Source organism: Pseudomonas sp. So3.2b (assembly GCF_019464415.1).
GTDB lineage: Bacteria > Pseudomonadota > Gammaproteobacteria > Pseudomonadales > Pseudomonadaceae > Aquipseudomonas > Aquipseudomonas shahriarae.
On the sequence record NZ_CP080494.1, the window covers coordinates 610089 to 634144 of the forward strand.

Consider the following 24056-nt stretch of genomic DNA (forward strand, 5'->3'; position numbering starts at 1 on the left):
TGCATCTAAAACCGGTATGCGTGAATGAGTGAAAAAACTGCCGAACCGTCAGCCATGCCATGGGTCAGACCGTCTAGGCTCTAGGATTTCCCTTCTTCTATCTCGCCCGAGGTCGCACCGATGTCTCAGGAACCGCTTGCACGAGAAGCAGAGGTAGCCGCGTTTCGCGATGCTGTCTTGACCAAACTCACTTATGCGGTGGGCAAGGACCCCGATCACGCCTTCGACCACGACTGGTTCGAAGCCATTGCCCTGGCGGCGCGCGACTATATGGTCGAGCACTGGATGGACCACACCCGGCGTATCTACCGCAGCGGGCAGAAGCGGGTGTATTACCTGTCCCTGGAGTTCCTGATCGGCCGTCTGCTGTTTGACAGCCTGAGCAACCTCGGCCTGTGGGAGGTGGCGCGCGAAGCTGTCGGCGAGTTGGGTGTGGACCTTGAGCGCATTCGCCTGCTGGAGCCCGATGCGGCCCTGGGCAACGGTGGCCTGGGGCGCCTGGCCGCGTGCTTTATGGAAAGCATGTCGACCCTGGGCATTGCCGGCCATGGTTATGGCATTCGCTACGAGCACGGGCTGTTTCGCCAGGCGATTGTCGATGGCTGGCAGCAGGAACAGACCGAGCGCTGGCTGGATTTCGGCAACCCCTGGGAGTTCGAGCGCGCCGAGGTGATCTACCCGATCGGTTTTGGCGGCAGTGTCGAGACCGTGCTGGATGCGTCCGGCAAGTCGATCCAGGTCTGGTCGCCCAATGAAACCGTGCGCGCGGTGGCCTACGACACCCCGGTGGTCGGCTGGCGCGGTGCCAGTGTGAACACCTTGCGCCTGTGGCGCGCGCGGGCCGTGGAAGACTTGCACCTGGAGCGTTTCAATGCCGGCGACCATTTGGGCGCCGTCGCCGAAGTGGCCCGTGCCGAAAGCATCTCCAGGGTGCTTTACCCGGCCGACAGCACCGAAGCGGGGCAGGAACTGCGCCTGCGCCAGGAATACTTCTTCGTCTCGGCCTCCCTGCAAGACCTGCTGCGGCGCCACAAAAACATGCACGGCTCGGTCCTGAGCCTGGGCGAGCACGCGGCCATCCAGCTCAACGACACCCACCCGTCCATCGCCGTGGCCGAGTTGATGCGCCAGTTGGTCGACTTGCACGATATTGCCTGGGAGGCGGCCTGGCAGGTCACGGTGGAGACGCTGTCCTACACCAACCACACCCTGCTCCCCGAAGCCCTGGAGACCTGGCCGGTGGGCCTGATGGAACGCATGCTGCCCCGGCACATGCAGATCATCTACCTGATCAACGCCCAGCACATTGATTCGCTGCGGGCCAAGGGCATCCACGATTTCGATGTGCTGCGCGCCGTCTCGCTGATCGAAGAGGACAACGGCCGGCGTGTGCGCATGGGCAACCTGGCGTTCCTCGGCTCCCATAGCGTCAACGGCGTGTCCGGGTTGCACACGCAGTTGATGCGCAGCACGGTGTTCTCCGAACTGCACAAGCTCTACCCCGAGCGTATCAACAACAAGACCAACGGCATTACCTTCCGCCGCTGGCTGTTCCAGGCCAACCCCAAGCTCACCGCGATGCTGGTGGAAGCCCTGGGCCCGGATATTCTCGACAATATGGAACAGCGCCTGGTGGAGCTGGAAACCTTTGCCGAGAAACAGGCATTTCGCAAAGCCTTTGCCGAGCAACGCCTGCACAGCAAGCGCGTGCTGGCCGATATCATCCATGAACGCCTGGGGATCGCGGTCAACCCGGCGGCGATGTTCGACGTGCAGGTCAAACGCATCCACGAGTACAAGCGCCAGTTGCTGAACCTGTTGCACACCGTCGCCCTGTACCAGGCGATTCGTGCCGAGCCCGAGGTGGATTGGGTGCCGCGGGTGAAGATCTTCGCCGGCAAGGCGGCGGCCAGCTATCACCAGGCCAAGCTGATCATCAAGTTGACCAACGACATCGCCCGTACGGTGAACAACGACCCGACCGTGCGTGGTTTGCTCAAGGTCGTGTTCCTGCCTAACTACAACGTCAGCCTCGCGGAAAACATCATCCCGGCCGCTGACCTGTCGGAGCAGATCTCCACCGCCGGCTTCGAGGCCTCGGGCACCAGCAATATGAAGTTCGGCCTCAATGGTGCATTGACCATCGGCACCATGGACGGCGCCAACGTGGAGATGCATGAGCGCATCGGCGGCGAGCATATGTTTATCTTCGGCCTGAGTGCCGAACAGGTGGAAGCGCGTAAACAGGCCGGTGAATTCAGCGCCGCTCCCGAAATCGCCGCCTCCCATCGCCTGAACGATGTGCTGCAGGCGATTCGTGGCGGGGTGTTCTCGCCGGATGATCCAGGGCGCTATGTGGGGCTGATTGATTCGTTGATCGACTACGACCGCTTCCTGGTGTGCGCCGATTTTGATTCCTACTGGGACGCCCAGGCGCGGGTCGAAGCCCATTGGCATGACTCCAAGGAATGGTGGCGTTCGGCGGTGCTCAATACCGCGCGTACCGGGTGGTTCTCGTCGGACCGCACCATCCGGGAATATGCGACCGAGATCTGGAAAGCCCTGGACTAAACGCCGCAGGAGCAAAATGGGGGAGCGGGCTTGCCCGCGATAGTGGTACGTCAGTTAGCAAATAGGTGACTGATGCACCGCTATCGCGAGCAAGCCCGCTCCCACATGGGTTATGCGTCTATATACTGGGTCTCGGTTTGCTTAGGGATTTGGACCATGCAATGGATGTTCATGCTGATTGGCCTGGTGCTCGGCTGGGCGCTGGATGAATCGTTCAGTGATGCAGGCTTCGGTGCACTGCTGGGTTTGGGGATTGGCCAGGCCATTCGCCTGTCGCACCTTGGCAGTGCCCTGAAGGCGCTGGAGCAACGCCTCGCGCTGCTGGAAAAGCCGCCTCAGGTCGAACCGTCCATGGCCGAACCCGCGCCCGCCCCAGAGCTGGTCTGGGAGTTGCCCGCCGAACTGCAATCCACCCCGGCTCCCGAACCGAGCCCGCCGCTGCCGGACGACCTGTGGAAACCGGCCGCCGTTGCCCGCGAAGCTGAACCCGAAATCCCCCGTAGCCCCACCCTGATCGAACGTGCCATCGGCGCCGCGCGCAACTGGCTGCTGGGCGGCAATACCGTGCTGCGGGTCGGCGTGGTGCTGTTGTTCCTCGGCCTGGCATTTTTGCTGCGTTATGCCACCGAAGGCATGGTGGTGCCCATCGAGCTGCGCTACGCCGGTGTCGCTGCCTGTGCCCTGGGCTTGCTGGGCCTGGGGTGGTGGCTGCGCCTGCGCCGGGGCAGTTATGCGCTGATCCTGCAAGGCGCGGGCATCGCCGTGTTGTACCTTACGGTGTTCGCCGCCATGCGCCTGCACCCATTGCTCGATCCGAGCGCGGCACTGGGCCTGTTGGTGGCGGTGACGGTGTTTTCGGCGATCCTGGCGATTACCCAGGACGCCATCGGCCTGGCCTGCGCCGCCGCGCTCGGCGGGTTTGCCGCGCCAATCCTCGCGTCTACCGGCGAGGGTAACCATGTGGCGTTGTTCAGCTACTTCGCCCTGCTCAACGCCGGGATCCTCGCCATCGCCTGGTTCAAGGCCTGGCGCTTGCTCAATGTGATTGGCTTTGCCGGCACCTTCGGTATCGGGTTTGCCTGGGGTATTCGCTCTTACACACCGGAACTGCTGTGGAGTACCGAGCCGTTCCTGATTCTGTTTTTCCTGATGTACCTGGCCATCGGCCTGCTGTTTGCGCGGCGCAAACTCCTGGAAACGGCCGACGCCCCGGCCGATGACAGCCGTGCCGCGCTGCTGCGCTGGTCGGCGGCCAAGGGCGATTATGTGGATGGCGGCCTGCTGTTCGGCCCGCCGCTTGTGGCATTTGGCTTGCAGTTCACCCTGGTGCAGCACCTGGCCTTCGCCCCGGCCTTCAGTGCGTTGGCATTGGGCATCATCTACATGGTCCTGGCGCGGGTGCTTAGCGGTGGGCGCACCGTGTTGCTGGCAGAAACCTGCCTGGCCCTGGGTGTGATCTTCGCCAGCCTGGCAATCCCGCTGGGCCTGGACGCGCGCTGGACCACAGCGGCCTGGGCGGTGGAAGGCGCCGGCATCCTTTGGCTCGGTCTGCGTCAGCAACGCTCGTTGGCGCGGGCGTTTGGCCTGCTGTTGCAACTGGGCTCGGCGCTGGCGTTTCTCAGCGAACTGGACGTGGGCGAACACACGCTGCTGGACGGCGCGGCGCTGGGCGCCTTGTTGCTCGGCGTGGCGTTGCTGTTCAGCTTCCAGCAACTGCGCACGGCCGCGCTGGAGCAGACCTCGAAGTGGGAGCGCCAGGGCTTGCCGGTCCTGGGCGGCCTTGGCCTGGGCTTTGTGTACCTGCTGGCGCCGTTGCTGGTGGCCGAGCAGGGCACCGCGATCAGTTGGGTGCTGGCGGGACTGGTGACGGTGTTTGTCGGCGTATCTATCGCTTCGCGCACCTTCCTGTTCTGCGCGCTCGGCGTGCAGGTGCTGGCGGGGGCTTTGGTTACGCTGACATCCTGGGGCGGCGAAGAACTGCCGGCGTTCCGGCATATCGGTTTCTGGGCGCCGATGCTGGTCGGGTTGGCCGCATTTGTCGGCGCCTGGCGCTTGCGGGGCAGTGATCAACGACTCAAGTTGCCCCATCTTTCCAACGGCCTGCTGGCCTGGGGCGCGGCGTGGTGGGTATTGGCGCTGAACCACGAAGTGCTGCGCTTCACCCCGCCAGAGCTGCAAGCCACCTTCCTGTTGGCGGCGGCTGCGGCCAGTGCGGCGCTGTGGACGTTGTTGGCGTTGCGCTTGCGCTGGGCCGCGCTGGGCACCCTCTGCCTGTTGCTGATGCCGGCGGCGGCGCTGGTGGTGCTGGTGTCGTTGCATCGCTATTACCACCCGGCGGCCGAATGGGGCTGGCTGGCCTGGCTCGCGGTGTTCGCCGTGCATTTCATCGCGCTGCGTTATTTGGCCGACCTGGCGGCGGCAAAAGCCTTGAGCGTCGCCCACGTGCTGGGCTGCTGGATGCTGATCGGCATGCTGGCCCTGGAATTGCGCTACGGCCTGTTGGTGCTTTCGGTGCAATACAACGCCTGGCGCTGGCTGGGCTGGGCGATTTTCCCAAGCCTGTACCTGATAGCCATTGCTGTGCCGCGCCAGTGGCCGTGGCCGCTATCGGCTTATCCACGCGAATATCGCCTGCTGGCCGCGCTGCCGTTGGCCGCGCTGATGCTGGTGTGGTTCTGGTTGGCGAATATGTTCAGCGACGGTACGGCCAGGCCATTGCCGTATGTGCCGTTGCTCAACCCCTTGGATCTTGGCCTGCTGTTTGCGCTGCTGGGCGTGTACCTGTGGGCGCGCAGCGCGGCGCCGCAACTGGGCGGCCGCACCCCGTGGATTGCCCAGGGCGTTGCCGGGGTCTCGCTGTTTGCCTTCTTCACCGCACTGGTGATGCGCGCAGCGCACCATTGGGGCGGCGTGCCGTTTGATCTGGATGCGTTGCTTGACTCGATGCTGGTGCAGGCCGGGCTGTCGATTGTCTGGACCCTGATTGCCCTGGGCCTGATGATCGGCGGGCACCTGCGCAATCGCCGGGAAGTGTGGCTGGTGGGCGCGGTGCTGATCGGCGTGGTGGTCGCCAAGTTGTTCCTCGTCGAGCTGAGCAACCGTGGCGGGCTGGAGCGGATCGTGTCGTTTATCGGCGTGGGCGGGCTGTTGCTGGTGGTGGGCTATTTCGCTCCGTTGCCGCCCAAACGCAGCGAACCTGAGATTCAAACCCAAGGAGCGTCCTCTTGATCGGCAAACTGAGCATTGCACTGGTGGGCCTGTGCGCCGCGTTATCGGCGTCGGCCGCAGGAGGCCCCGCAGACTTCACCGCCCAAGTGCCGCTGACGGTCAGCGGCGAAGGCCCCTGGTATCGCCTGGAGTTGCCGCTGGCGGTGCAATTGAGCGCCCGTCAGGCCGATCTCAGTGACCTGCGGGTGTTCAACGCGGCGGGCGAGCCCCAGGCATATGCATTAGTGCGGCAGTCGCCCGCAAGCGCAAACAACCTGGCCCGGCTGAAGGGCTTCCCGCTGTATGCCGCCGACAACGCCAGCGACAGTGTGCCCAGCGTGCGCGTGCAATCCAACGCCACGGGCACCCTGGTGCAGGTGCAGCCGTCCAGCGAGGCGCCGGCCGGCGCGCAGGTGCGACGCGGCTGGCTGCTGGATGCCAGTGCAATCAAGGCGCCGTTGCAAAAGCTGATCCTCGATTGGGCTGCCGAGCATGATGGCTTCCAGCGTTTCAGTATCGAAGCCAGTGACGATTTGCAGCACTGGCGCTCCTGGGGTGACGGGCAGGTGGCGCGTCTGGCATTTGCCGACGAACGGGTGGAGCAGCGTGAAGTCCCCTTGCCAGGGCAGCCAGCGCGCTACCTGCGCCTGCTATGGCAAGGCCAGGCCGCGCCCGAGTTGACCTCCATTGAAGTGCAGAGCACCAGCAGCCTGCCGTTGTCGCTGGTGTGGTCCGAGCCATTGGCCGGCAGCACCCTGGAGCCTGGGCAGTACAGCTGGCAGTTGCCTGGCGTGTTAAGCATCGAGCGGGTGCGCGTTGAGTTGCGCCAGCCCAACAGCCTGGCGCCGGTGGGTCTGCAAGGGCGGCAGGACAGCAAGCAGGCATGGCAGCCATTGAGCCGTGGTTTGCTCTATCGGTTGACGCAGGGCGGGCAAGAAGTCACCCAGGATCAATTGCAGTTGCCGGGCTATCCGGTGCGGCAACTCAAGCTGGACGTAGACGAGCGGGGCGGTGGTCTGGGCGCGCAGGCGCCGGCGTTGAGTTTTGCTGTGCGGGCCACGCAAGTGGTGTTCCTGGCGCGGGGCGAACCGCCGTTTACCCTGGCGCTGGGCAACCCGTCGGCCAAGGCTGCGAACCTGCCGTTGACGACCCTGATTCCCGACTACCAACCCCAGCGCCTCGCGGCTCTGGGCCAGGCTCGGGTCGATGGCGAATGGCACGCCAACCCGCCAGCCGCGCCAAATGTCGCAGGTATCAACTGGCAGACAATCGGCCTGTGGGCCGTATTGCTGCTGGGCGTAGCGGCACTTGGGGCGATGGCCTACAACCTGTTGCGCAAGCCGCCTACCAGGCCCTGAGCCGGGGCCTACATGAACTCTGTCAGGGTTATCTCGTCTGATAGGAGGAAATGCGCCCCGACTCGCGCTAAACTGCGCGGGTTTTTAGCCCCCCATTCTCCGGAGCCGTCCATGTCCCGCGTTACCCTGAGTCGCTATTTGATTGAGCAGACCCGCAGCAACAACACCCCTGCCGATCTGCGCTTCCTGATCGAAGTGGTGGCGCGTGCTTGCAAGGAAATCAGCCACGCCGTGTCCAAAGGCGCGCTGGGCGGCGTCCTGGGCAGCATGGGCACTGAAAACGTGCAAGGCGAAGTGCAGAAGAAACTCGACGTGATTTCCAACGAAATCCTGCTCGAAGCCAACGAATGGGGCGGTCACCTGGCCGGCATGGCGTCCGAAGAAATGGACAATGCCTACCAGATCCCGGGCAAATACCCTAAAGGCGCGTACCTGTTGGTATTCGACCCGCTGGACGGCTCGTCGAACATCGACATCAACGCGCCAGTCGGCACCATCTTCTCGGTACTGCGTTGCCCTAACGAATACCTGAGCCAGAACGAAGCGCTGAACGAAAAGGCCTTCCTGCAGCCAGGCACCGAGCAGGTTGCTGCCGGCTATGCGATCTACGGCCCACAGACCATGCTGGTGCTGACCCTGGGTGATGGCGTCAAGGGCTTTACCCTGGACCGTGAAATGGGCAGCTTTGTGCTGACTCACGAAGACATCTCCATTCCTGCCTCGACCCAGGAATTCGCGATCAACATGTCCAACCAGCGCCACTGGGAAGAACCGGTCAAGCGCTACGTCAACGAGTTGATGGAAGGCGAAGAAGGCCCGCTGAAGAAAAACTTCAACATGCGCTGGGTGGCCGCGATGGTTGCCGACGTACACCGCATCCTGACCCGTGGCGGTCTGTTCATGTACCCACGCGACAGCCGCGAGCCGTCCAAGCCGGGCAAACTGCGCCTGATGTACGAAGCCAACCCGATGTCGTTCCTGGTTGAGCAGGCGGGCGGTGCGTCGACTGACGGCCACCAGCGCATCCTCGACATCCAGCCTGAAGGCCTGCACCAGCGTGTGGCGGTGTTCCTGGGGTCCAAGGAAGAAGTGGCGCGTGTGACGGGTTACCACAAGGCCTAAGGCCTTCTGTAGGAGCAGGCTTGCTCGCGAAGTATTCCCGGCGCAGCGCTGCGTTGGCTGGATGTTTTTCGCGAGCCAGCTCGCTTTTACAATGAATCATGCGCCAGACCAAGGCCCCGAAACGTTTCAGCGATTCGGGGCTTTTTTTGTTTTTGCCTTGCGGGAACCAGACCCCCCTTTTCCCTTCTAAGCTTCTGGCAGACCCCCACTGCTGCGTGTCCCTCCAGGAGCTCTACCATGTCGTTACGCCGTCTCGCCCTCTTGTGCTTTTGCGTGCTGTTGGCCGCTTGCAGCAAGGTCACCCAGGAAAATTACCAGAAGCTCTCGGCTGGCATGGCCAAGGCCGAGGTGGAGTCGCTGTTGGGTAAGCCCACCGATTGTTCTGGCGCACTGGGCATGTCCAGTTGCACCTGGGGCGACAAAAACAGCTTTATCAGCGTGCAGTACGCCGGTGACAAAGTTCTGATGTTTTCCGGGCAAGGCCTGAAGTAAACCGGGGCGCAAGCCTGCGGGAGAAGAAGAATGATGCGTTTTGTTTTATACCTTTGCGCCAGCCTGTTTTTGGCAGGCTGCGCCAGCCATTCTGGCGATGATCTGCAACCCAAGACTGTCGGCAGCGTCAACCTCAAGCGTTACCAGGGCACCTGGTACGAACTGGCCCGCCTGCCCATGTACTTCCAGCGCAACTGCGCGCAATCCGAGGCCCGTTACTCCCTGCTACCCGATGGCGACATGTCAGTGTTCAATCGCTGCCTGACCACCGAGTGGAAGTGGGAAGAAGCCAAGGGCACGGCCACGCCGCAGGTCCCGGGCAAGACCGACAAGTTGTGGGTCGAATTCAATAACTGGTTCACCGCGTTGCTACCGGGCGTGGCCAAGGGCGATTACTGGGTGTTGTACGTCAGCGATGACTACAAGACCGCCATCGTCGGCAGCCCGAGCCGGCGCTATATGTGGCTGTTGTCACGCACGCCGACCGTCAGTGCCGACACCCGCGAAGACTTGCTGAGCAGGGCGCGCCAGCAGGGTTACGACACCACACGTTTGATCTGGCGTACGTCGGACAAGCAGATGGCCAAGACCTCGCAGTAATGCGAAACAAAGGGCGGGTTTTTTAATAAACCCGCCCTTTTTTTGCCCTCAGGTTCTGGCCGTGGCGGGGTGCAGGTGTGCAATGGATCGATCAACCGTGGTCTTGGCGATCTCCAGTAAATGCCACACCGCCAACACCTTTGCCCGTTCGGGGCTTTGCAGCATCTCTCCACAATCGAGCGCCGTCGCTGACGCACTGTCCAGCAGGCTGGCGGTGTAGAGCAGGGCGTCTTCGAAGCTCAAATCGTCGCGGGCACTGTGAGCATCTTGGGTCGGCAGGTAGTGGTCGATGGCGCGGTTGAAGGCGGCGCGGTCTTTGGCGGGGTCGCTGGGTGGGTCGGGGACAATTTTATGCATGGTGAAGCTCCTTGTGAGAGTCGGAGCCGGTCCGTCGCGACTAAACGAAGGGTGGCGGCTGTACGCAGGTTAGTCGACCGGCCACAAGGAATCCGGCGCACCCGAGGGTGCCCTGCGCACAGCCGCCATAAAACTTCATGTGACCATGCGCCTTGTGATGTGCCGGGCGACTAAACCCGATCACTGATGAGCAGTGACAGGCCGCAGGCTAGCCATCGAATCCAACAGGCACAAGGCGGCAGGGATTGTCTCGGAAACGTCCTGCAATTTAAAGGGACACGCCTTGCTGGCCCTTTACAAACCATGACCAACACCCCCACAGGGGTTATGGGTTGTTCTTAAGACAACAAGTTTCTCAGGACTTGCGTGAAGGCCCGGCTGCTCTCTTCCTCGCCCGCATGATGCCCATCGCGCACCACCCACTGGCCGTTGACCAGCACATCACGCACCTGTCGATCACCCCCGGCAAACAGCCAGCGGTTGAGAATCCCGTCTGCACTGGCCGTCGCCAGGTACGGATCATTGCCGTCCAGCACCAGCCAGTCCGCACGCTTGCCGACTTCCAGGCGGCCAATCGGTTGCCCCAGCGCCTGGGCGCCGCCGTCCAGTGCTGCGTCATACAGGGTGCGGCCGACCATCGGTTGATCGCTGCGATACAGGCGGTTGCGCCGCTGGTCGCGCAGGCGCTGGCCGTATTCCAGCCAGCGCAGTTCTTCGACCACGCTCAATGACACATGGCTGTCCGAACCAATCCCCATGCGCCCGCCCTGGGCCAGGAAATCCACTGCCGGGAAAATCCCGTCGCCCAGGTTGGCCTCGGTGGTCAGGCACAGCCCGGCAATCGCCCGGCTGTGGGCCATCAATGTCACTTCGTCGGAGTTGGCGTGGGTGGCGTGCACCAGGCACCAGCGCTGGTCGATGTTCACATGGTCATACAGCCATTGCAGCGGGCGTTTGCCGCTCCAGGCCAGGCAGTCATCGACTTCCTTTTGCTGTTCGGCGATATGGATATGCACCGGGCAGCTCTTATCGCTGGCGGCCAATACCGCGCTGATCTGTTGCGGAGTGACTGCGCGCAATGAGTGGAAACACAGGCCCAGTTGCTGCGCCGGTTGCGCGGCCAGGATCGGTTGCAGGCGCGCTTGCAGGTTCAGGTAGTTATCGGTGCTGTTGATAAAGCGGCGCTGGCCGTCGTTCGGCGCCTGGCCGCCAAAGCCCGAGTGGCTGTAGAGCACTGGCAGCAAGGTCAGGCCGATCCCGCTGCTGGCTGCCGCCTGGCTGATCTGGCGCGACAGTTCGGTGGGGTCGGCGTAAGGCTGGCCGCTGATGTCGTGATGCACATAGTGGAACTCGGCGACCGAGGTGTAGCCGGCCTTGAGCATCTCGATATACAGCTGGCGGGCGATGACCTGCAATTGCTCGGGGCTGATCTGGCCGACCATGCGGTACATCAGGTCGCGCCAGGTCCAGAAACTGTCATTGGGGTTGCCGGCGACCTCCGCCAGCCCCGCCATGGCCCGTTGAAACGCGTGGGAATGCAGGTTCGGCATGCCCGGTAACAACGGGCCTCTCAGCCGCTCGGCGCCGTCTGCACTGGCATTGGCCGTCACGTTGGTCAGCAGGCCATCGGCGCTGACTTCAAGCCGTACATCAGTGGCCCATCCATTAGGCAGCAGCGCGCGTTCGGCAAAGAAAGCGGACATGATCAAGGCACCCCGGTCGTGTGTTTATTTGTATATACATATACAGACGTTTGCCTGCTCGGTAAACTCCGGCAATCTATGCATCTTTTCCCCCTGCAAGGATTCCCCGTGCCGACTCCGCCCGCCAAGTCCCCGCTGGCTGCCCACATGGACGAAAGTCCGGCGCCCTTGTATGCCCGCGTCAAGCAGATGATCAGCCAGCAGATTCTCAACGGCAACTGGCCGCCGCACTATCGCGTGCCGTCGGAAAGCGAGTTGGTCAACCAACTGGGCTTTAGCCGCATGACCATCAACCGGGCCCTGCGGGAGCTGACCGCCGAAGGTCTGCTGGTGCGCATGCAAGGCGTCGGCACTTTTGTCGCCGAGCCCAAGAGCCAGTCGGCGCTGTTCGAGGTGCATAACATCGCCGATGAGATCGCCTCCCGTGGCCATCGCCACACCTGCAAGGTGATTACCCTGGGCGAAGAAGCCGCCGGTTCCGAGCGCGCCGTGGCCCTGGAAATGCGTGAAGGCGGGCGGGTGTTCCACTCGCTGATCGTGCACTACGAAAACGATATCCCGGTGCAAATCGAAGACCGTTTCGTCAACGCGTTGGTGGCACCGGAATACCTGCAACAGGATTTCACCCAGCAAACCCCTTACGCCTATCTCAACCAGGTGGCGCCGCTGACCGAGGGCGAGCATGTGGTGGAAGCGATCCTGGCCGACCCGCAGGAATGCAAGCTGCTGCAGATCGAGACCGGCGAGCCGTGCCTGCTGATTCGCCGGCGTACCTGGTCCGGGCGCCAGCCGGTGACTGCCGCACGCCTGATCCACCCCGGTTCCCGCCATAGCCTCGAAGGACGTTTCAGCAAATGAGTGCAGTCAAGGTCTGGCGTGCTGCCGATTACGTACGCATGCCGTGGAAAAACGGCGGCGGCAGCACCGAAGAAATCACCCGTGATGCCGGCCACGGCCTGGAAGGTTTTGGCTGGCGCCTGTCGATTGCCGATATCGGGGAGTCGGGCGGCTTTTCCACGTTTGCCGGGTATCAACGGGTCATCACCGTGATTCAGGGTGCGGGCATGGTGCTGACCGTGGACGGTGAAGAGCAGCGCGGATTGTTACCGCTGCAACCGTTCGCCTTCAAGGGTGAAAGCCAGGTGGTGTGCCGCCTGATCACCGGGCCGATTCGCGACTTCAACCTGATCTACTCGCCCCAGCGTTACCACGCACGTTTGCAGTGGGTGGATGGGGTGCAGCAGTTTTTCAGTACCGCGCACACCGTGCTGGTGTTCAGTGTGGCTGATGAGGTGAAGGTGCTGGGCGAAGTGCTGGGTCATCATGATTGTTTGCAGGTGGACGGTAACAGTGACTTGCTGGATATCAGCGTGACAGGCCGCTGCTGCCTGATCGAACTGACCGCACGCGATTAAACCTGTGGGAGCTGGCTTGCCTGCGATTGCGGTGTGTCAGACAAGTGGCTATCGCAGGCAAGCCAGCTCCCACATGGATATGTAGAGGCTGCACAATCTGTTTCCAGGCCCGCACCAAGTTGTTACCGAATGCCCCAGCATGGCGCAATGCCCTGCCTTTGTAGCAATCCTCCAGCGCTTCAAATCACCCCTTTCAGAAATTTCATAAAGCCTTTAAGCCTTTATTTCCAAGGCTTGCACGCGCCTCGGCAATAAATCTTCATCACGGACTTCCCAAGTTGGCAGTCAGATTGCATATGCTTGTATGTACAAGTAAAGGTGTGTGCATAAGAGTCGCTAAACATCCTCTTCGCACCATCGTGTTCGCGCATCGATTGCTGAGGAGTTTTTTGTGACTGACTTTTCCCAGAACAAGCCTACCAAGTACCGCGACGTTGAAATCCGCGCCGCCCGTGGCAACACGCTCACCGCCAAAAGCTGGCTGACTGAAGCGCCGCTGCGCATGCTGATGAACAACCTCGACCCGCAAGTGGCCGAGAACCCGAAAGAGTTGGTGGTGTACGGCGGTATCGGCCGTGCGGCGCGTAACTGGGAATGCTACGACCAGATCGTCGAAAGCCTGACCAACCTGAACGACGACGAAACCCTGCTGGTGCAATCCGGCAAGCCGGTCGGCGTGTTCAAGACCCACAGCAATGCCCCGCGTGTGCTGATCGCCAACTCCAACCTGGTGCCGCACTGGGCCAGTTGGGAGCATTTCAACGAACTGGATGCCAAGGGCCTGGCCATGTACGGCCAGATGACTGCCGGCAGCTGGATCTACATCGGCAGCCAGGGCATCGTCCAGGGCACCTACGAAACCTTCGTTGAGGCCGGTCGCCAACATTACGACAGCAACCTCAAAGGCCGTTGGGTGCTCACTGCCGGCCTCGGCGGCATGGGCGGCGCCCAACCGCTGGCCGCGACCCTGGCCGGCGCGTGCTCGCTGAACATTGAATGCCAGCAGGTCAGTATCGACTTCCGCTTGAACAGCCGTTATGTCGACGAACAAGCCAGCGACCTCGACGACGCCCTGGCGCGCATCGCCAAGTACACCAAGGAAGGCAAGGCCATCTCCATCGCCCTGCTGGGCAACGCTGCCGAAATCCTCCCGGAACTGGTCAAGCGCGGCGTGCGCCCGGACATGGTCACCGACCAGACCAGCGCCCACGACCCACTCAATGGTTACCTGCCTGCCGGCTGGACCTGGGAGCAGTACCGCGCCCGTGCCAAGACCGAGCCGGCTGCCGTGATCAAGGCCGCCAAACAGTCGATGGCCGTACACGTCAAGGCGATGCTGGACTTCCAGAAGATGGGCGTACCGACCTTCGACTACGGCAACAACATCCGTCAGATGGCGCAGGAAGAAGGCGTGGAAAATGCCTTCGACTTCCCAGGCTTTGTACCGGCCTACATCCGCCCGCTGTTCTGCCGTGGCATAGGCCCGTTCCGTTGGGCGGCACTGTCGGGCGACCCGCAGGACATCTACAAGACCGACGCCAAGGTCAAAGAGCTGATCCCCGACGACGCCCACCTGCACAACTGGCTGGACATGGCCCGCGAGCGCATCAGCTTCCAGGGCCTGCCGGCACGCATCTGCTGGGTTGGTCTGGGCCAACGCGCCAAGCTCGGCCTGGCATTCAACGAAATGGTACGCAGCGGCGAACTGTCGGCGCCGGTGGTGATCGGCCGTGACCACCTGGACTCCGGCTCGGTGGCCAGCCCCAACCGCGAAACCGAATCCATGCAGGACGGTTCCGATGCCGTGTCCGACTGGCCGCTGCTCAACGCCCTGCTCAACACCGCCAGCGGCGCGACCTGGGTTTCGCTGCACCACGGTGGCGGCGTGGGCATGGGCTTCTCCCAGCACTCCGGCATGGTCATCGTCTGCGACGGTACCGACGAAGCCGCCGAGCGTATTGCCCGCGTGCTGCACAACGACCCGGCCACCGGGGTGATGCGTCATGCTGATGCGGGTTATCAGATCGCGATTGATTGCGCCAAGGAGCAGGGCCTGAACCTGCCAATGATCAAGTAACGCCTGGCTCGGTTCCTGTGGGAGCTGGCTTGCCTGCGATGCGGGCGACTGGGTCTGTCAGGCAGACCACAGTGATGCAATCGCAGGCAAGCCAGCTCCCACATTTGACCTGCTGTGTATTTGAAACATGTTTGAGCCGCACCACCGAAAACAATCCATTAGAGGTTGAACACCCATGGCTGCAAAAGACGCGCGTGCAAGCTCCACCCCGTTGATCGAAAGGCGTTCGATCGACTACATCCCGGAAGCGGAAAGACACGGTCGTCTATTGAGCCAGTTCACCCTGTGGATGGGCGCCAACCTGCAAATCACCGCGATTGTCACCGGGGCCCTGGCCGTGGTGCTGGGCGGTGATGTGTTCTGGTCGTTGATCGGTCTGTTGATCGGTCAACTGCTGGGCGGCGGCGTGATGGCGTTGCATGCGGCGCAAGGGCCCAGGCTTGGGCTGCCGCAGATGATTTCCAGCCGGGTGCAGTTCGGTGTGTATGGCGCAGCCATCCCGATTGTGCTGGTGTGTTTGATGTACCTCGGTTTCACCGCCACCGGGACCGTGCTGTCCGGTCAGGCGCTGGGCCAGTTGTTTGGGGTCAGCGACAGTGTCGGCATTCTGATTTTCGCCAGTGTCATCGTGCTGGTCACGGTGCTCGGTTACCGGGTGATCCATTTCATCGGCCGTGTCGCCAGCGTCATTGGGGTGATTGCCTTTGTCTACCTGTTCAGCCGTCTGATGAGCCAGACCGACGTTGGCGCGCTCCTGAAAATCCGTCACTTCAGCTGGAGCAGCTTCCTGCTCGCGGTGTCGCTCGCGGCCTCCTGGCAAATCGCCTTTGGGCCTTATGTGGCTGACTATTCCCGCTACCTGCCGCGCAACACGTCCTCGGTGAAAACCTTTCTGGCCGCAGGCGCAGGTTCGGTCATTGGCGCCCAAGTGGCGATGATCCTCGGCGTGTTTGCCGCTGCGATGTCCAACGGGCAATTTGCCGGTAACGAAGTGGCCTACATCGTAGGTCTGGGCGGCACGGGGGCCACGGCGGCATTGCTGTACTTCAGCATCGCATTCGGCAAGGTCACCATCTCCACGCTGAACTCCTACGGCAGCTTTATGTGCATTGCGACCATCGTCAGTGGCTTTCGTGGGCGCATGGAGGTCACGCGCCTGCAGCGCCTGGTTTTCGTGCTGCTGATTGTCGGCGCGGCGACCCTGATCGCGTTGCTCGGCCAGCACTCGTTCCTCAGTGCGTTCAAGTCCTTCATCCTGTTTTTGCTGGCGTTCTTTACGCCCTGGAGCGCGATCAACCTGGTGGACTACTACTGCATCACCCGCGACCGCTATGACGTGCCGGCACTGGCCGATCCGAACGGTCGCTACGGCCGCTGGAACCTGCTGGGTATCAGCGTCTATGTGTTCGGAGTGCTGGTGCAGTTGCCGTTCATCGCCACCAAGTTCTACACCGGGCCCCTGGTGGCCAGCCTGGGCGGGGTGGATATTTCCTGGATCATCGGCCTGGTACTGCCCGCGGCCCTGTATTACGTGTGTGCAAAAAAATGGCACGGCGCAATGCCTGAACGACTGATTTTGCCGATAGAGCAGGGCGCTACAGCTATAGCTACCCCTAAAAACAACGGGCTGATTACACAAGCCTGATGGGACGTGGACAAGGCAGGATGCCTTTTGACTGCCGTAATCCATTTCATGATTGGGAGCGTCACATAATGAGAATGCATAAGACCCTGCTGACCCCATTGCTCGCCGCCGGCCTGCTGGCCAGTGCTGGCGCCACCCAGGCGGCCGGCTGGTGCGAGTCGGGCAAACCGGTGAAGTTCGCCGGCCTTAACTGGGAAAGCGGCATGTTGCTGACCGACGTCCTGCAAGTGGTCCTGGAAAAAGGCTACGACTGCAAAACCGATAGCCTGCCGGGCAATTCCATCACCATGGAAAACGCCCTGGGCAGCAACGATATCCAGATCTTCGCCGAAGAGTGGGTTGGCCGTAGCGAAGTGTGGAACAAGGCCGAGAAGGCCGGCAAGGTCGTGGGTGTCGGCGCCCCTGTGGTCGGTGCGGTTGAAGGCTGGTACGTGCCGCGCTATGTGATCGAAGGCGACGCCAAGCGCAAACTCGAAGCCAAGGCCCCGGACCTGAAAAACATCGCCGACCTGGCCAAGTATTCTGCGGTGTTCAAGGACCAGGAAGAGCCCGCCAAAGGCCGCTTCTACAACTGCCCGGCCGGCTGGACCTGCGAGCTGGACAACAGCGAAATGCTCAAGAGCTATGGCCTGGAAAGTTCCTACACCAACTTCCGCCCTGGCACTGGCCCGGCGCTCGATGCGGCGGTGCTGTCGAGCTACAAGCGTGGCGAGCCGATCCTGTTCTACTACTGGTCGCCGACGCCGCTGATGGGCCAGGTGGACCTGGTCAAACTCGACGAAAAACCCGGTGTGGATAAACGCGTGACCATCAAGGTCGGCCTGTCCAAGACTTTCTACGAGCAGGCCCCGGAACTGGTGGCGGTGCTGGAGAAGGTCAACCTGCCCATAGACCTGCTCAACCAGAACCTGGCGCGCATGAGCAAGGAGCGCATTGACTCGGCGAAGCTGGCGAAGATCTTCCTCAAGGAGCACCCGCAGGTATGGCACGCCTGGGTCAGTGAAGACGCAGCCAAGAAAATCGACGCGGCCTTGTAGGCCCAGTGCCCCCGGCTACCCTGAACAGGCAGCCGGGCACCCGGCCACACTCCACTGGATCGAGAGCACGTTATGTTTCCTGAGAGTTTTACGTTTTCCATCGCCGACTGGGTCAACGGTTGGGTCGATGCACTGGTGACCAATTACGGCGATGTGTTCCGGCAGATCTCCGACACCTTGCTGTGGGCCATCGTCAACCTGGAGGGCCTGCTACGCGCGGCACCCTGGTGGCTGATGCTGGCGATAGTCGGCGGCATTGCCTGGCACGCCACCCGCAAGGTGCTGACCACGGCGGTGATCGTCGGCCTGTTGTTCCTGGTGGGAGCGGTCGGCCTGTGGGACAAGCTGATGCAGACCCTGGCGCTGATGATGGTGGCCACGGTGATCTCGGTGCTGATCGGCATTCCCCTGGGCATTCTCTCGGCGCGCAGCAATCGCCTGCGCTCGGTGTTGATGCCGCTGCTGGACATCATGCAGACCATGCCCAGCTTCGTGTACCTGATCCCGGTATTGATGCTGTTTGGCCTGGGCAAGGTGCCGGCGATTTTCGCCACGGTGATCTACGCCGCGCCGCCACTGATTCGCCTGACCGACCTGGGCATTCGCCAGGTGGACCGGGAAGTGATGGAAGCCATCAATGCCTTCGGCGCCAACCGCTGGCAGCAACTGTTTGGCGTGCAACTGCCGCTGGCCCTGCCGAGCATCATGGCCGGGATCAACCAGACCACCATGATGGCCCTGTCGATGGTGGTGATCGCCTCGATGATCGGCGCCCGTGGCTTGGGTGAGGACGTATTGGTGGGCATCCAGACCCTTAACGTCGGGCGCGGCCTGGAGGCTGGCCTGGCGATTGTGATTCTCGCAGTGGTCATCGACCGCATTACCCAGGCCTATGGTCGTCCACGGCATGAGGCGAGCAAATGACTACTGTCAGCAAGATCGAAGTGAAAAACGTATTCAAGATTTTCGGTGCGCGTGAGCAGGAAGCCCTGGCGCTTATTGGCCAAGGCCAGACCAAGGACCAGGTGCTGGCACAGACCGGTTGTGTGGTGGGCGTGAATGACCTGTCCCTGAGCATCGGCACCGGCGAGATCTTTGTGATCATGGGTCTGTCGGGTTCCGGCAAGTCCACCCTGGTGCGCCACTTCAACCGCCTGATCGACCCCACCAGCGGCGCGATCCTGGTGAACGGCGAAGACATCCTGCAACTGGATATGGAAGCCCTGCGCCAGTTCCGCCGGCACAAGATCAGCATGGTGTTCCAGAGCTTCGGCCTGCTGCCCCACAAGAGCGTGCTGGACAACGTCGCCTATGGCCTGAAAGTGCGCGGTGAAACCAAGCAAGTGTGCACCGAGCGTGCATTGCACTGGATCGAAACCGTGGGCCTGAAGGGCTACGAAAGCAAATACCCGCACCAGTTGTCGGGCGGCATGCGCCAGCGCGTGGGCCTGGCCCGGGCCCTGGCGGCCGACACCGACATCATCCTGATGGACGAGGCGTTCAGCGCCCTTGACCCACTGATCCGCGCCGAGATGCAGGACCAGTTGCTGGAGCTGCAAAAGACCCTGCACAAGACCATCGTGTTTATCACCCACGACCTGGATGAGGCCGTGCGCATCGGTAACCGCATCGCGATCCTCAAGGACGGCAAGCTGATCCAGGTCGGCACGCCGCGGGAGATCTTGCATTCGCCGGCGGATGAGTATGTGGACCGGTTTGTTCAGCGGCGGGCGGCGGTGGTCTGAGCCGGGGTTTGTGGTGAGTCGGCTGGCCTCTTCGCGAGCAAGCCCGCTCCCACAGGGGAACGCATTCCAAGTGTGGGAGCGGGCTTGCTCGCGAAGAGGCCGGCAAGGCTGCAAAAGAATTGAAGAAGGTATGAAGATGTCCCAGGCTAAAAAAATCGTCATCGCCGACACCCCCCTGCACTGGCAGGACGTGGTTGCCGTCGCGCGCTTCGGCGCCGAGCTGGAGCTGTCGGGCCCGGCCTGGGCGCGGATCGACAATGCCCAGGCCATCGTGCAACGCATCGTCACCAGCGGCGAGCGGGCCTATGGCGTCAACACCGGCCTGGGCGCCTTGTGCAATGTGTCGCTCAAGGGCGAGCAACTGAGTCAACTGTCGCGCAACACCTTGCTCAGCCACGCCTGTGGTGTGGGAGCGCCGCTGAGTGATGAACAGACCCGCGCGATCATCTGCGCGGCCATCATCAACTTCAGCCAGGGCAAGTCCGGCCTGCATCCGCAGGTGGTGCATTCGCTGCTGGCGCTGCTCAACCATGGCATCACCCCGCACGTGCCGTCCCAGGGCTCGGTGGGCTACCTGACCCACATGGCCCATATCGGCATTGCCCTGCTGGGAGTGGGAAATGTCAGCTATCGCGGCCAGATTGTGACGGCCGAGGCGGCGCTGGCCGCCGAAGGCTTGCAGCCGGTGGTGCTCGGCGCCAAGGACGGCCTGTGCCTGGTCAATGGCACACCATGCATGAGTGGCCTGAGCTGCCTGGCCCTGGCCGATGCCCACCACTTGCTGCAATGGGCCGATGTGATCGGCGCCATGAGTTTTGAAGCACAACGCGGGCAGATCGATGCCTTCGATGAGCAGATCATCGCCCTCAAGCCACACCCCGGCATGCAGCAGGTCGGCAGTAACCTGCGGGCCTTGCTCGAGGGCAGCGAGGTGATTGCCGCCAGCCGTGGCATTCGTACCCAGGACGCGCTGAGCATCCGTTCGATCCCCCAGGTCCACGGCGCCGCCCGCGATCAGCTGGAGCACGCGACCCGGCAGATCGAAACCGAACTCAACGGTGCCACCGACAACCCACTGCTGCTGGGCACGCCGGACAACTACCGCGTGGTGTCCCAGGCCAACCCCCACGGCCAGTCCGTGGCGCTGGCGGCGGATATGCTGGCCATCGCCATGGCGGAAATCGGCTCCATCGCCGAGCGCCGTCTGGACCGCCTGATCAACCCCCACGTTAGCGGCTTGCCGGCATTCCTGGTGAGCAACCCGGGGGTCAACTCGGGGATGATGATCGTGCAGTACGTCGCCGCTTCCCTCTGTGGGCAGAATCGCCAACTGGCGCAGCCGGCCGTGCTCGACAACTTCGTCACCTCGGGCCTGCAGGAAGACCACCTGAGCATGGGCACCAACGCCGCGCTCAAGCTGCACTCAGTGTTGGCAAACCTCACCCAGATCCTCGCCATCGAATACCTGTTGGCGGCCCAGGCCTTTGAGTTCCTCAAGGCGCAAGGCTTCGGCGCCGGCACCCACACCGCCTGGCGCCTGCTGCGCGAGCACGTTCCGGCCTATGAGCAGGACCGTTGGTTGGCGCCGGACATCGCGACCACGGCGGCGCTGCTCAAGAACACCGATTTGTTGAACCACGCTTTACCGAATTTGCACTGAACCCTATTTCAAAAGGAGCATGAATGTGACTGCGCTAAATCTGATTCCAGGCCAACTGACCCTTGCCCAACTGCGGGCCATCTACCAGCAGCCGGTAACCCTCAGCCTGGATGACAGCGCCTCGGCGCAGATCGAAGCCAGCGTGGCCTGTGTCGAGCAGATTCTCGCCGAGAACCGCACCGCCTATGGCATCAACACCGGTTTCGGCCTGCTGGCCTCGACCCGTATCGCCAGCGAAGACCTGGAAAACCTCCAGCGTTCCCTGGTGTTGTCCCACGCGGCCGGCGTCGGCGAGCCGATCAGCGATGCGCTGGTGCGTTTGGTGATGGTGCTCAAGGTCAACAGCCTGAGCCGCGGTTTCTCCGGGATTCGCCGCCAGGTGATCGACGCGCTGATCGCCTTGATCAACGCCGAGGTCTACCCGCATATCCCGCTCAAGGGCTCGGTGGGCGCGTCCGGTGACTTGGCGCCGCTGGCCCATATGTCCCTGGTGCTGTTGGGCGAAGGCAAGGCCCGTTACAAAGGTGAGTGGCTGGAGGCGACCGAAGCGCTGAAAGTCGCCGGCCTCACGCCGCTGACCCTGGCTGCCAAGGAAGGCCTGGCGCTGCTCAATGGCACCCAGGTCTCCACGGCCTACGCCCTGCGCGGCTTGTTCGAAGGCGAAGACCTGTTCGCCGCCGCCATCGCCTGTGGCGGCCTGACCGTGGAAGCGGTGCTGGGCTCGCGCTCGCCGTTCGACGCGCGCATCCATGCGGCCCGTGGCCAGCGTGGGCAGATCGACTCGGCCGCCGCCTATCGCGACCTGCTCGGTGAAAGCAGCCAGGTGTCCCAGTCCCACCAGAACTGCGACAAAGTGCAAGACCCGTACTCCCTGCGCTGCCAGCCGCAAGTCATGGGCGCCTGCCTGACCCAGTTCCGCCAGGCGGCCGAAGTGTTGGTGGTCGAAGCCAACGCGGTATCGGATAACCCGCTGGTATTCGCCGCCGAAGGCGATGTGATCTCCGGCGGTAACTTCCACGCCGAACCGGTGGCGATGGCCGCCGACAACATGGCCCTGGCCATCGCTGAAATCGGCTCCCTGAGCGAGCGCCGTATCTCGTTGATGATGGACAAGCACATGTCGCAATTGCCGCCGTTCCTGGTGGGCAATGGCGGGGTCAACTCCGGTTTCATGATTGCCCAGGTGACGGCAGCGGCGTTGGCCAGCGAGAACAAGGCGTTGTCCCATCCCCATAGCGTCGACAGCCTGCCGACGTCGGCCAACCAGGAAGACCACGTGTCGATGGCGCCGGCTGCCGGCAAGCGCCTGTGGGAAATGGCTGAAAATACCCGTGGGGTGCTCGCAGTGGAATGGCTGGCCGCCTGCCAGGGCCTCGACCTGCGCGATGGCCTGAAAACCTCGCCCAAGCTGGAAAAGGCCCGTGGGATCCTGCGCGCCAAAGTGGGCTTCTATGACAAGGACCGCTTCTTCGCCCCGGATATCAACGCCGCCAGCGAACTGTTGGCCAGCCGCTGCCTGAACGAGTTGGTGCCAGCCAAGCTGCTGCCGAGCCTGTAAGCCGCACACCGATCCTGTGTGGGAGCTGGCTCCCGCATGGGGTCGCCCATAGGTTCGGATTCTCTCTGGATAACAATAATTAGGGACGAGAAATGCACCAGCAAGCACAAGGTCTCAAACGCGGACTGACCGCCCGCCATATTCGCTTCATGGCACTGGGGTCGGCGATCGGCACCGGGCTGTTCTACGGTTCTGCCTCGGCGATCCAAATGGCCGGCCCGGCGGTGTTGCTGGCCTACCTGATCGGCGGCGCCGCGGTGTTTATGGTGATGCGCGCCCTCGGCGAAATGGCCGTGCACAATCCAGTGTCCGGCTCGTTCGGCCAATACGCCAGCACTTACCTGGGCCCGATGGCCGGTTTTATCCTCGGTTGGACCTACGCTTTTGAAATGATCATCGTCTGCCTGGCGGACGTCACCGCCTTCGGCATCTACATGGGCTTCTGGTTTCCCGAGGTCGCACGCTGGGTCTGGGTGCTCGGCATCGTCCTACTGATCGGCGGGCTGAACCTGTGCAACGTCAAGGTGTTCGGCGAAATGGAGTTCTGGCTGTCGTTGCTCAAGGTCGGCGCGATTGTCGCGATGATCCTTGGCGGGTTCGGCATCATGCTGTTTGGCGTGCATTCGGCGGCTGACGCACCGGCCAGCGGGTTGAGCAACCTGTGGGCCCATGGTGGCTTCATGCCCAATGGCCTGGGCGGCCTGATCGCCTCGTTTGCGGTGGTGATGTTTGCCTTTGGCGGCATCGAGATCATCGGCATCACTGCCGGTGAAGCCAAGGACCCGCAACGGGTGATCCCCAAGGCGATCAACGCGGTACCGCTGCGCATCCTGCTGTTCTACGTGCTGACCCTGTTTGTGCTGATGGCCATCTACCCATGGCCGCAGATCGGCAGCCAGGGCAGCCCATTCGTGCAGATCTTCAGCAACCTGGGGATTGGCTCGGCGGCGACCATCCTCAATATCGTGGTGATCTCGGCGGCCGTCTCGGCCATCAACAGTGACATCTTCGGCGCCGGCCGCATGATGTACGGCCTGGCCCAGCAAGGGCAGGCGCCCAAGGGCTTTGCGCAACTGTCGCGCCACGGTGTGCCGTGGATGACCGTGGTGGTGATGGGCGCAGCGCTGCTGGGCGGCGTGGTGTTGAACTACCTGATCCCGGAAAACGTATTCCTGGTGATTGCCTCGATTGCCACCTTCGCTACCGTGTGGGTGTGGCTGATGATCCTGGTCACGCAGGTGGCGATGCGCCGCTCGATGACCAAGGCGCAGATCGCCGAACTGAAATTCCCGGTACCGTTCTGGCCCTATGCGCCGGCGGCGGCCATTGTGTTCATGCTGTTTATTTTTGGTGTGCTGGGCTACTTCCCGGACACCCAGGCCGCGCTGCTGGTGGGCGCCGTATGGATCGTGTTGCTGGTCCTCGCCTACCTGCTGTGGGTCAAGCCCGCAGCCGGGCAAGCGGCCAAGGTCAATTACGACCCGGCTTTGTCTCACCGATAACTTAGGG

Annotated in this window: 18 protein-coding genes; 16 read left to right on the top strand and 2 right to left on the bottom strand. The window is 62.5% G+C overall.

The genetic code is table 11. The features are described 5' to 3' along the window. Positions 1-120: 120 nt before the first annotated feature. The 6 genes from K1X80_RS02695 (at position 121) to K1X80_RS02720 (ending at position 9350) form a co-directional block, all read left to right on the top strand. Positions 121-2571, top strand: a complete 2451-nt coding sequence (locus K1X80_RS02695; RefSeq protein WP_220172647.1) for a glycogen/starch/alpha-glucan phosphorylase — start codon at positions 121-123, stop codon at positions 2569-2571. Between the two features lie 156 nt (positions 2572-2727). Further along, the gene (locus K1X80_RS02700; protein ID WP_220172648.1) at positions 2728-5799 is read left to right on the top strand and encodes a DUF2339 domain-containing protein; all 3072 of its coding nucleotides are present in this window, start codon (positions 2728-2730) and stop codon (positions 5797-5799) included. Further along, positions 5799-7136: a DUF3999 domain-containing protein gene (locus K1X80_RS02705; protein ID WP_220172947.1), complete on the top strand. Its 1338-nt coding sequence runs from the start codon at positions 5799-5801 to the stop codon at positions 7134-7136. The genes K1X80_RS02700 and K1X80_RS02705 overlap by 1 nt, the downstream gene beginning before the upstream one ends. Before the next feature lie 111 nt (positions 7137-7247). Beyond that, a complete protein-coding gene (locus K1X80_RS02710) occupies positions 7248-8258 on the top strand; it encodes a class 1 fructose-bisphosphatase (RefSeq protein WP_057437154.1) in 1011 nt (336 codons plus the stop codon). A 237-nt stretch (positions 8259-8495) separates the two neighbouring features. Next, positions 8496-8750: a lipoprotein gene (locus K1X80_RS02715; RefSeq protein ID WP_038445326.1), complete on the top strand. Its 255-nt coding sequence runs from the start codon at positions 8496-8498 to the stop codon at positions 8748-8750. 30 nt (positions 8751-8780) lie between these two features. Beyond that, a complete protein-coding gene (locus tag K1X80_RS02720) occupies positions 8781-9350 on the top strand; it encodes a lipocalin family protein (protein ID WP_032862264.1) in 570 nt (189 codons plus the stop codon). Positions 9351-9398: 48 nt separating this feature from the next. Here K1X80_RS02720 and K1X80_RS02725 read toward each other — a convergent pair whose 3' ends face one another. After that, on the bottom strand, positions 9399-9707 hold the full coding sequence (locus K1X80_RS02725) for a DUF6124 family protein (RefSeq protein ID WP_057958046.1): 309 nt from the start codon (positions 9705-9707) through the stop codon (positions 9399-9401). A 338-nt stretch (positions 9708-10045) separates the two neighbouring features. Then, positions 10046-11410 (bottom strand): formimidoylglutamate deiminase, encoded by a 1365-nt coding sequence (locus K1X80_RS02730; RefSeq protein WP_128593016.1) that lies wholly within the window; start codon positions 11408-11410, stop codon positions 10046-10048. Positions 11411-11488: 78 nt separating this feature from the next. On the opposite strand from K1X80_RS02730, the gene hutC reads away from it, so the two are divergent. The 10 genes from hutC (at position 11489) to K1X80_RS02780 (ending at position 24049) form a co-directional block, all read left to right on the top strand. Continuing rightward, positions 11489-12268, top strand: a complete 780-nt coding sequence (gene hutC / locus K1X80_RS02735) for a histidine utilization repressor (RefSeq protein WP_169959940.1) — start codon at positions 11489-11491, stop codon at positions 12266-12268. Continuing rightward, positions 12265-12825 carry a HutD family protein gene (locus tag K1X80_RS02740; RefSeq protein WP_057958049.1) on the top strand — a complete coding sequence of 187 codons (561 nt, stop codon included), beginning with the start codon at positions 12265-12267 and terminating at the stop codon, positions 12823-12825. The genes hutC and K1X80_RS02740 overlap by 4 nt, the downstream gene beginning before the upstream one ends. A 391-nt stretch (positions 12826-13216) precedes the next feature. Further along, the gene (hutU, locus tag K1X80_RS02745; protein WP_057437164.1) at positions 13217-14902 is read left to right on the top strand and encodes a urocanate hydratase; all 1686 of its coding nucleotides are present in this window, start codon (positions 13217-13219) and stop codon (positions 14900-14902) included. Positions 14903-15077: 175 nt separating this feature from the next. Continuing rightward, a complete protein-coding gene (locus tag K1X80_RS02750) occupies positions 15078-16547 on the top strand; it encodes a cytosine permease (RefSeq protein ID WP_220172649.1) in 1470 nt (489 codons plus the stop codon). Between the two features lie 68 nt (positions 16548-16615). Beyond that, a complete protein-coding gene (locus K1X80_RS02755; protein WP_057437168.1) occupies positions 16616-17584 on the top strand; it encodes an ABC transporter substrate-binding protein in 969 nt (322 codons plus the stop codon). A 72-nt stretch (positions 17585-17656) separates the two neighbouring features. Next, complete coding sequence (locus K1X80_RS02760) at positions 17657-18508, top strand: proline/glycine betaine ABC transporter permease (protein ID WP_057958051.1); 852 nt, start codon at positions 17657-17659, stop codon at positions 18506-18508. After that, on the top strand, positions 18505-19329 hold the full coding sequence (locus tag K1X80_RS02765) for a glycine betaine/L-proline ABC transporter ATP-binding protein (protein ID WP_220172650.1): 825 nt from the start codon (positions 18505-18507) through the stop codon (positions 19327-19329). Before K1X80_RS02760 ends, K1X80_RS02765 begins: the two co-directional genes overlap by 4 nt. 136 nt (positions 19330-19465) lie before the next feature. After that, positions 19466-20989, top strand: coding sequence for a histidine ammonia-lyase (gene hutH, locus K1X80_RS02770; RefSeq protein WP_057958073.1), 1524 nt, complete (start codon positions 19466-19468; stop codon positions 20987-20989). A 19-nt stretch (positions 20990-21008) separates the two neighbouring features. Then, complete coding sequence (hutH, locus tag K1X80_RS02775; RefSeq protein ID WP_115127187.1) at positions 21009-22547, top strand: histidine ammonia-lyase; 1539 nt, start codon at positions 21009-21011, stop codon at positions 22545-22547. A gap of 92 nt (positions 22548-22639) precedes the next feature. Beyond that, positions 22640-24049 carry an amino acid permease gene (locus K1X80_RS02780; RefSeq protein ID WP_057437175.1) on the top strand — a complete coding sequence of 470 codons (1410 nt, stop codon included), beginning with the start codon at positions 22640-22642 and terminating at the stop codon, positions 24047-24049. The last annotated feature ends 7 nt before the right edge of the window (positions 24050-24056 follow it).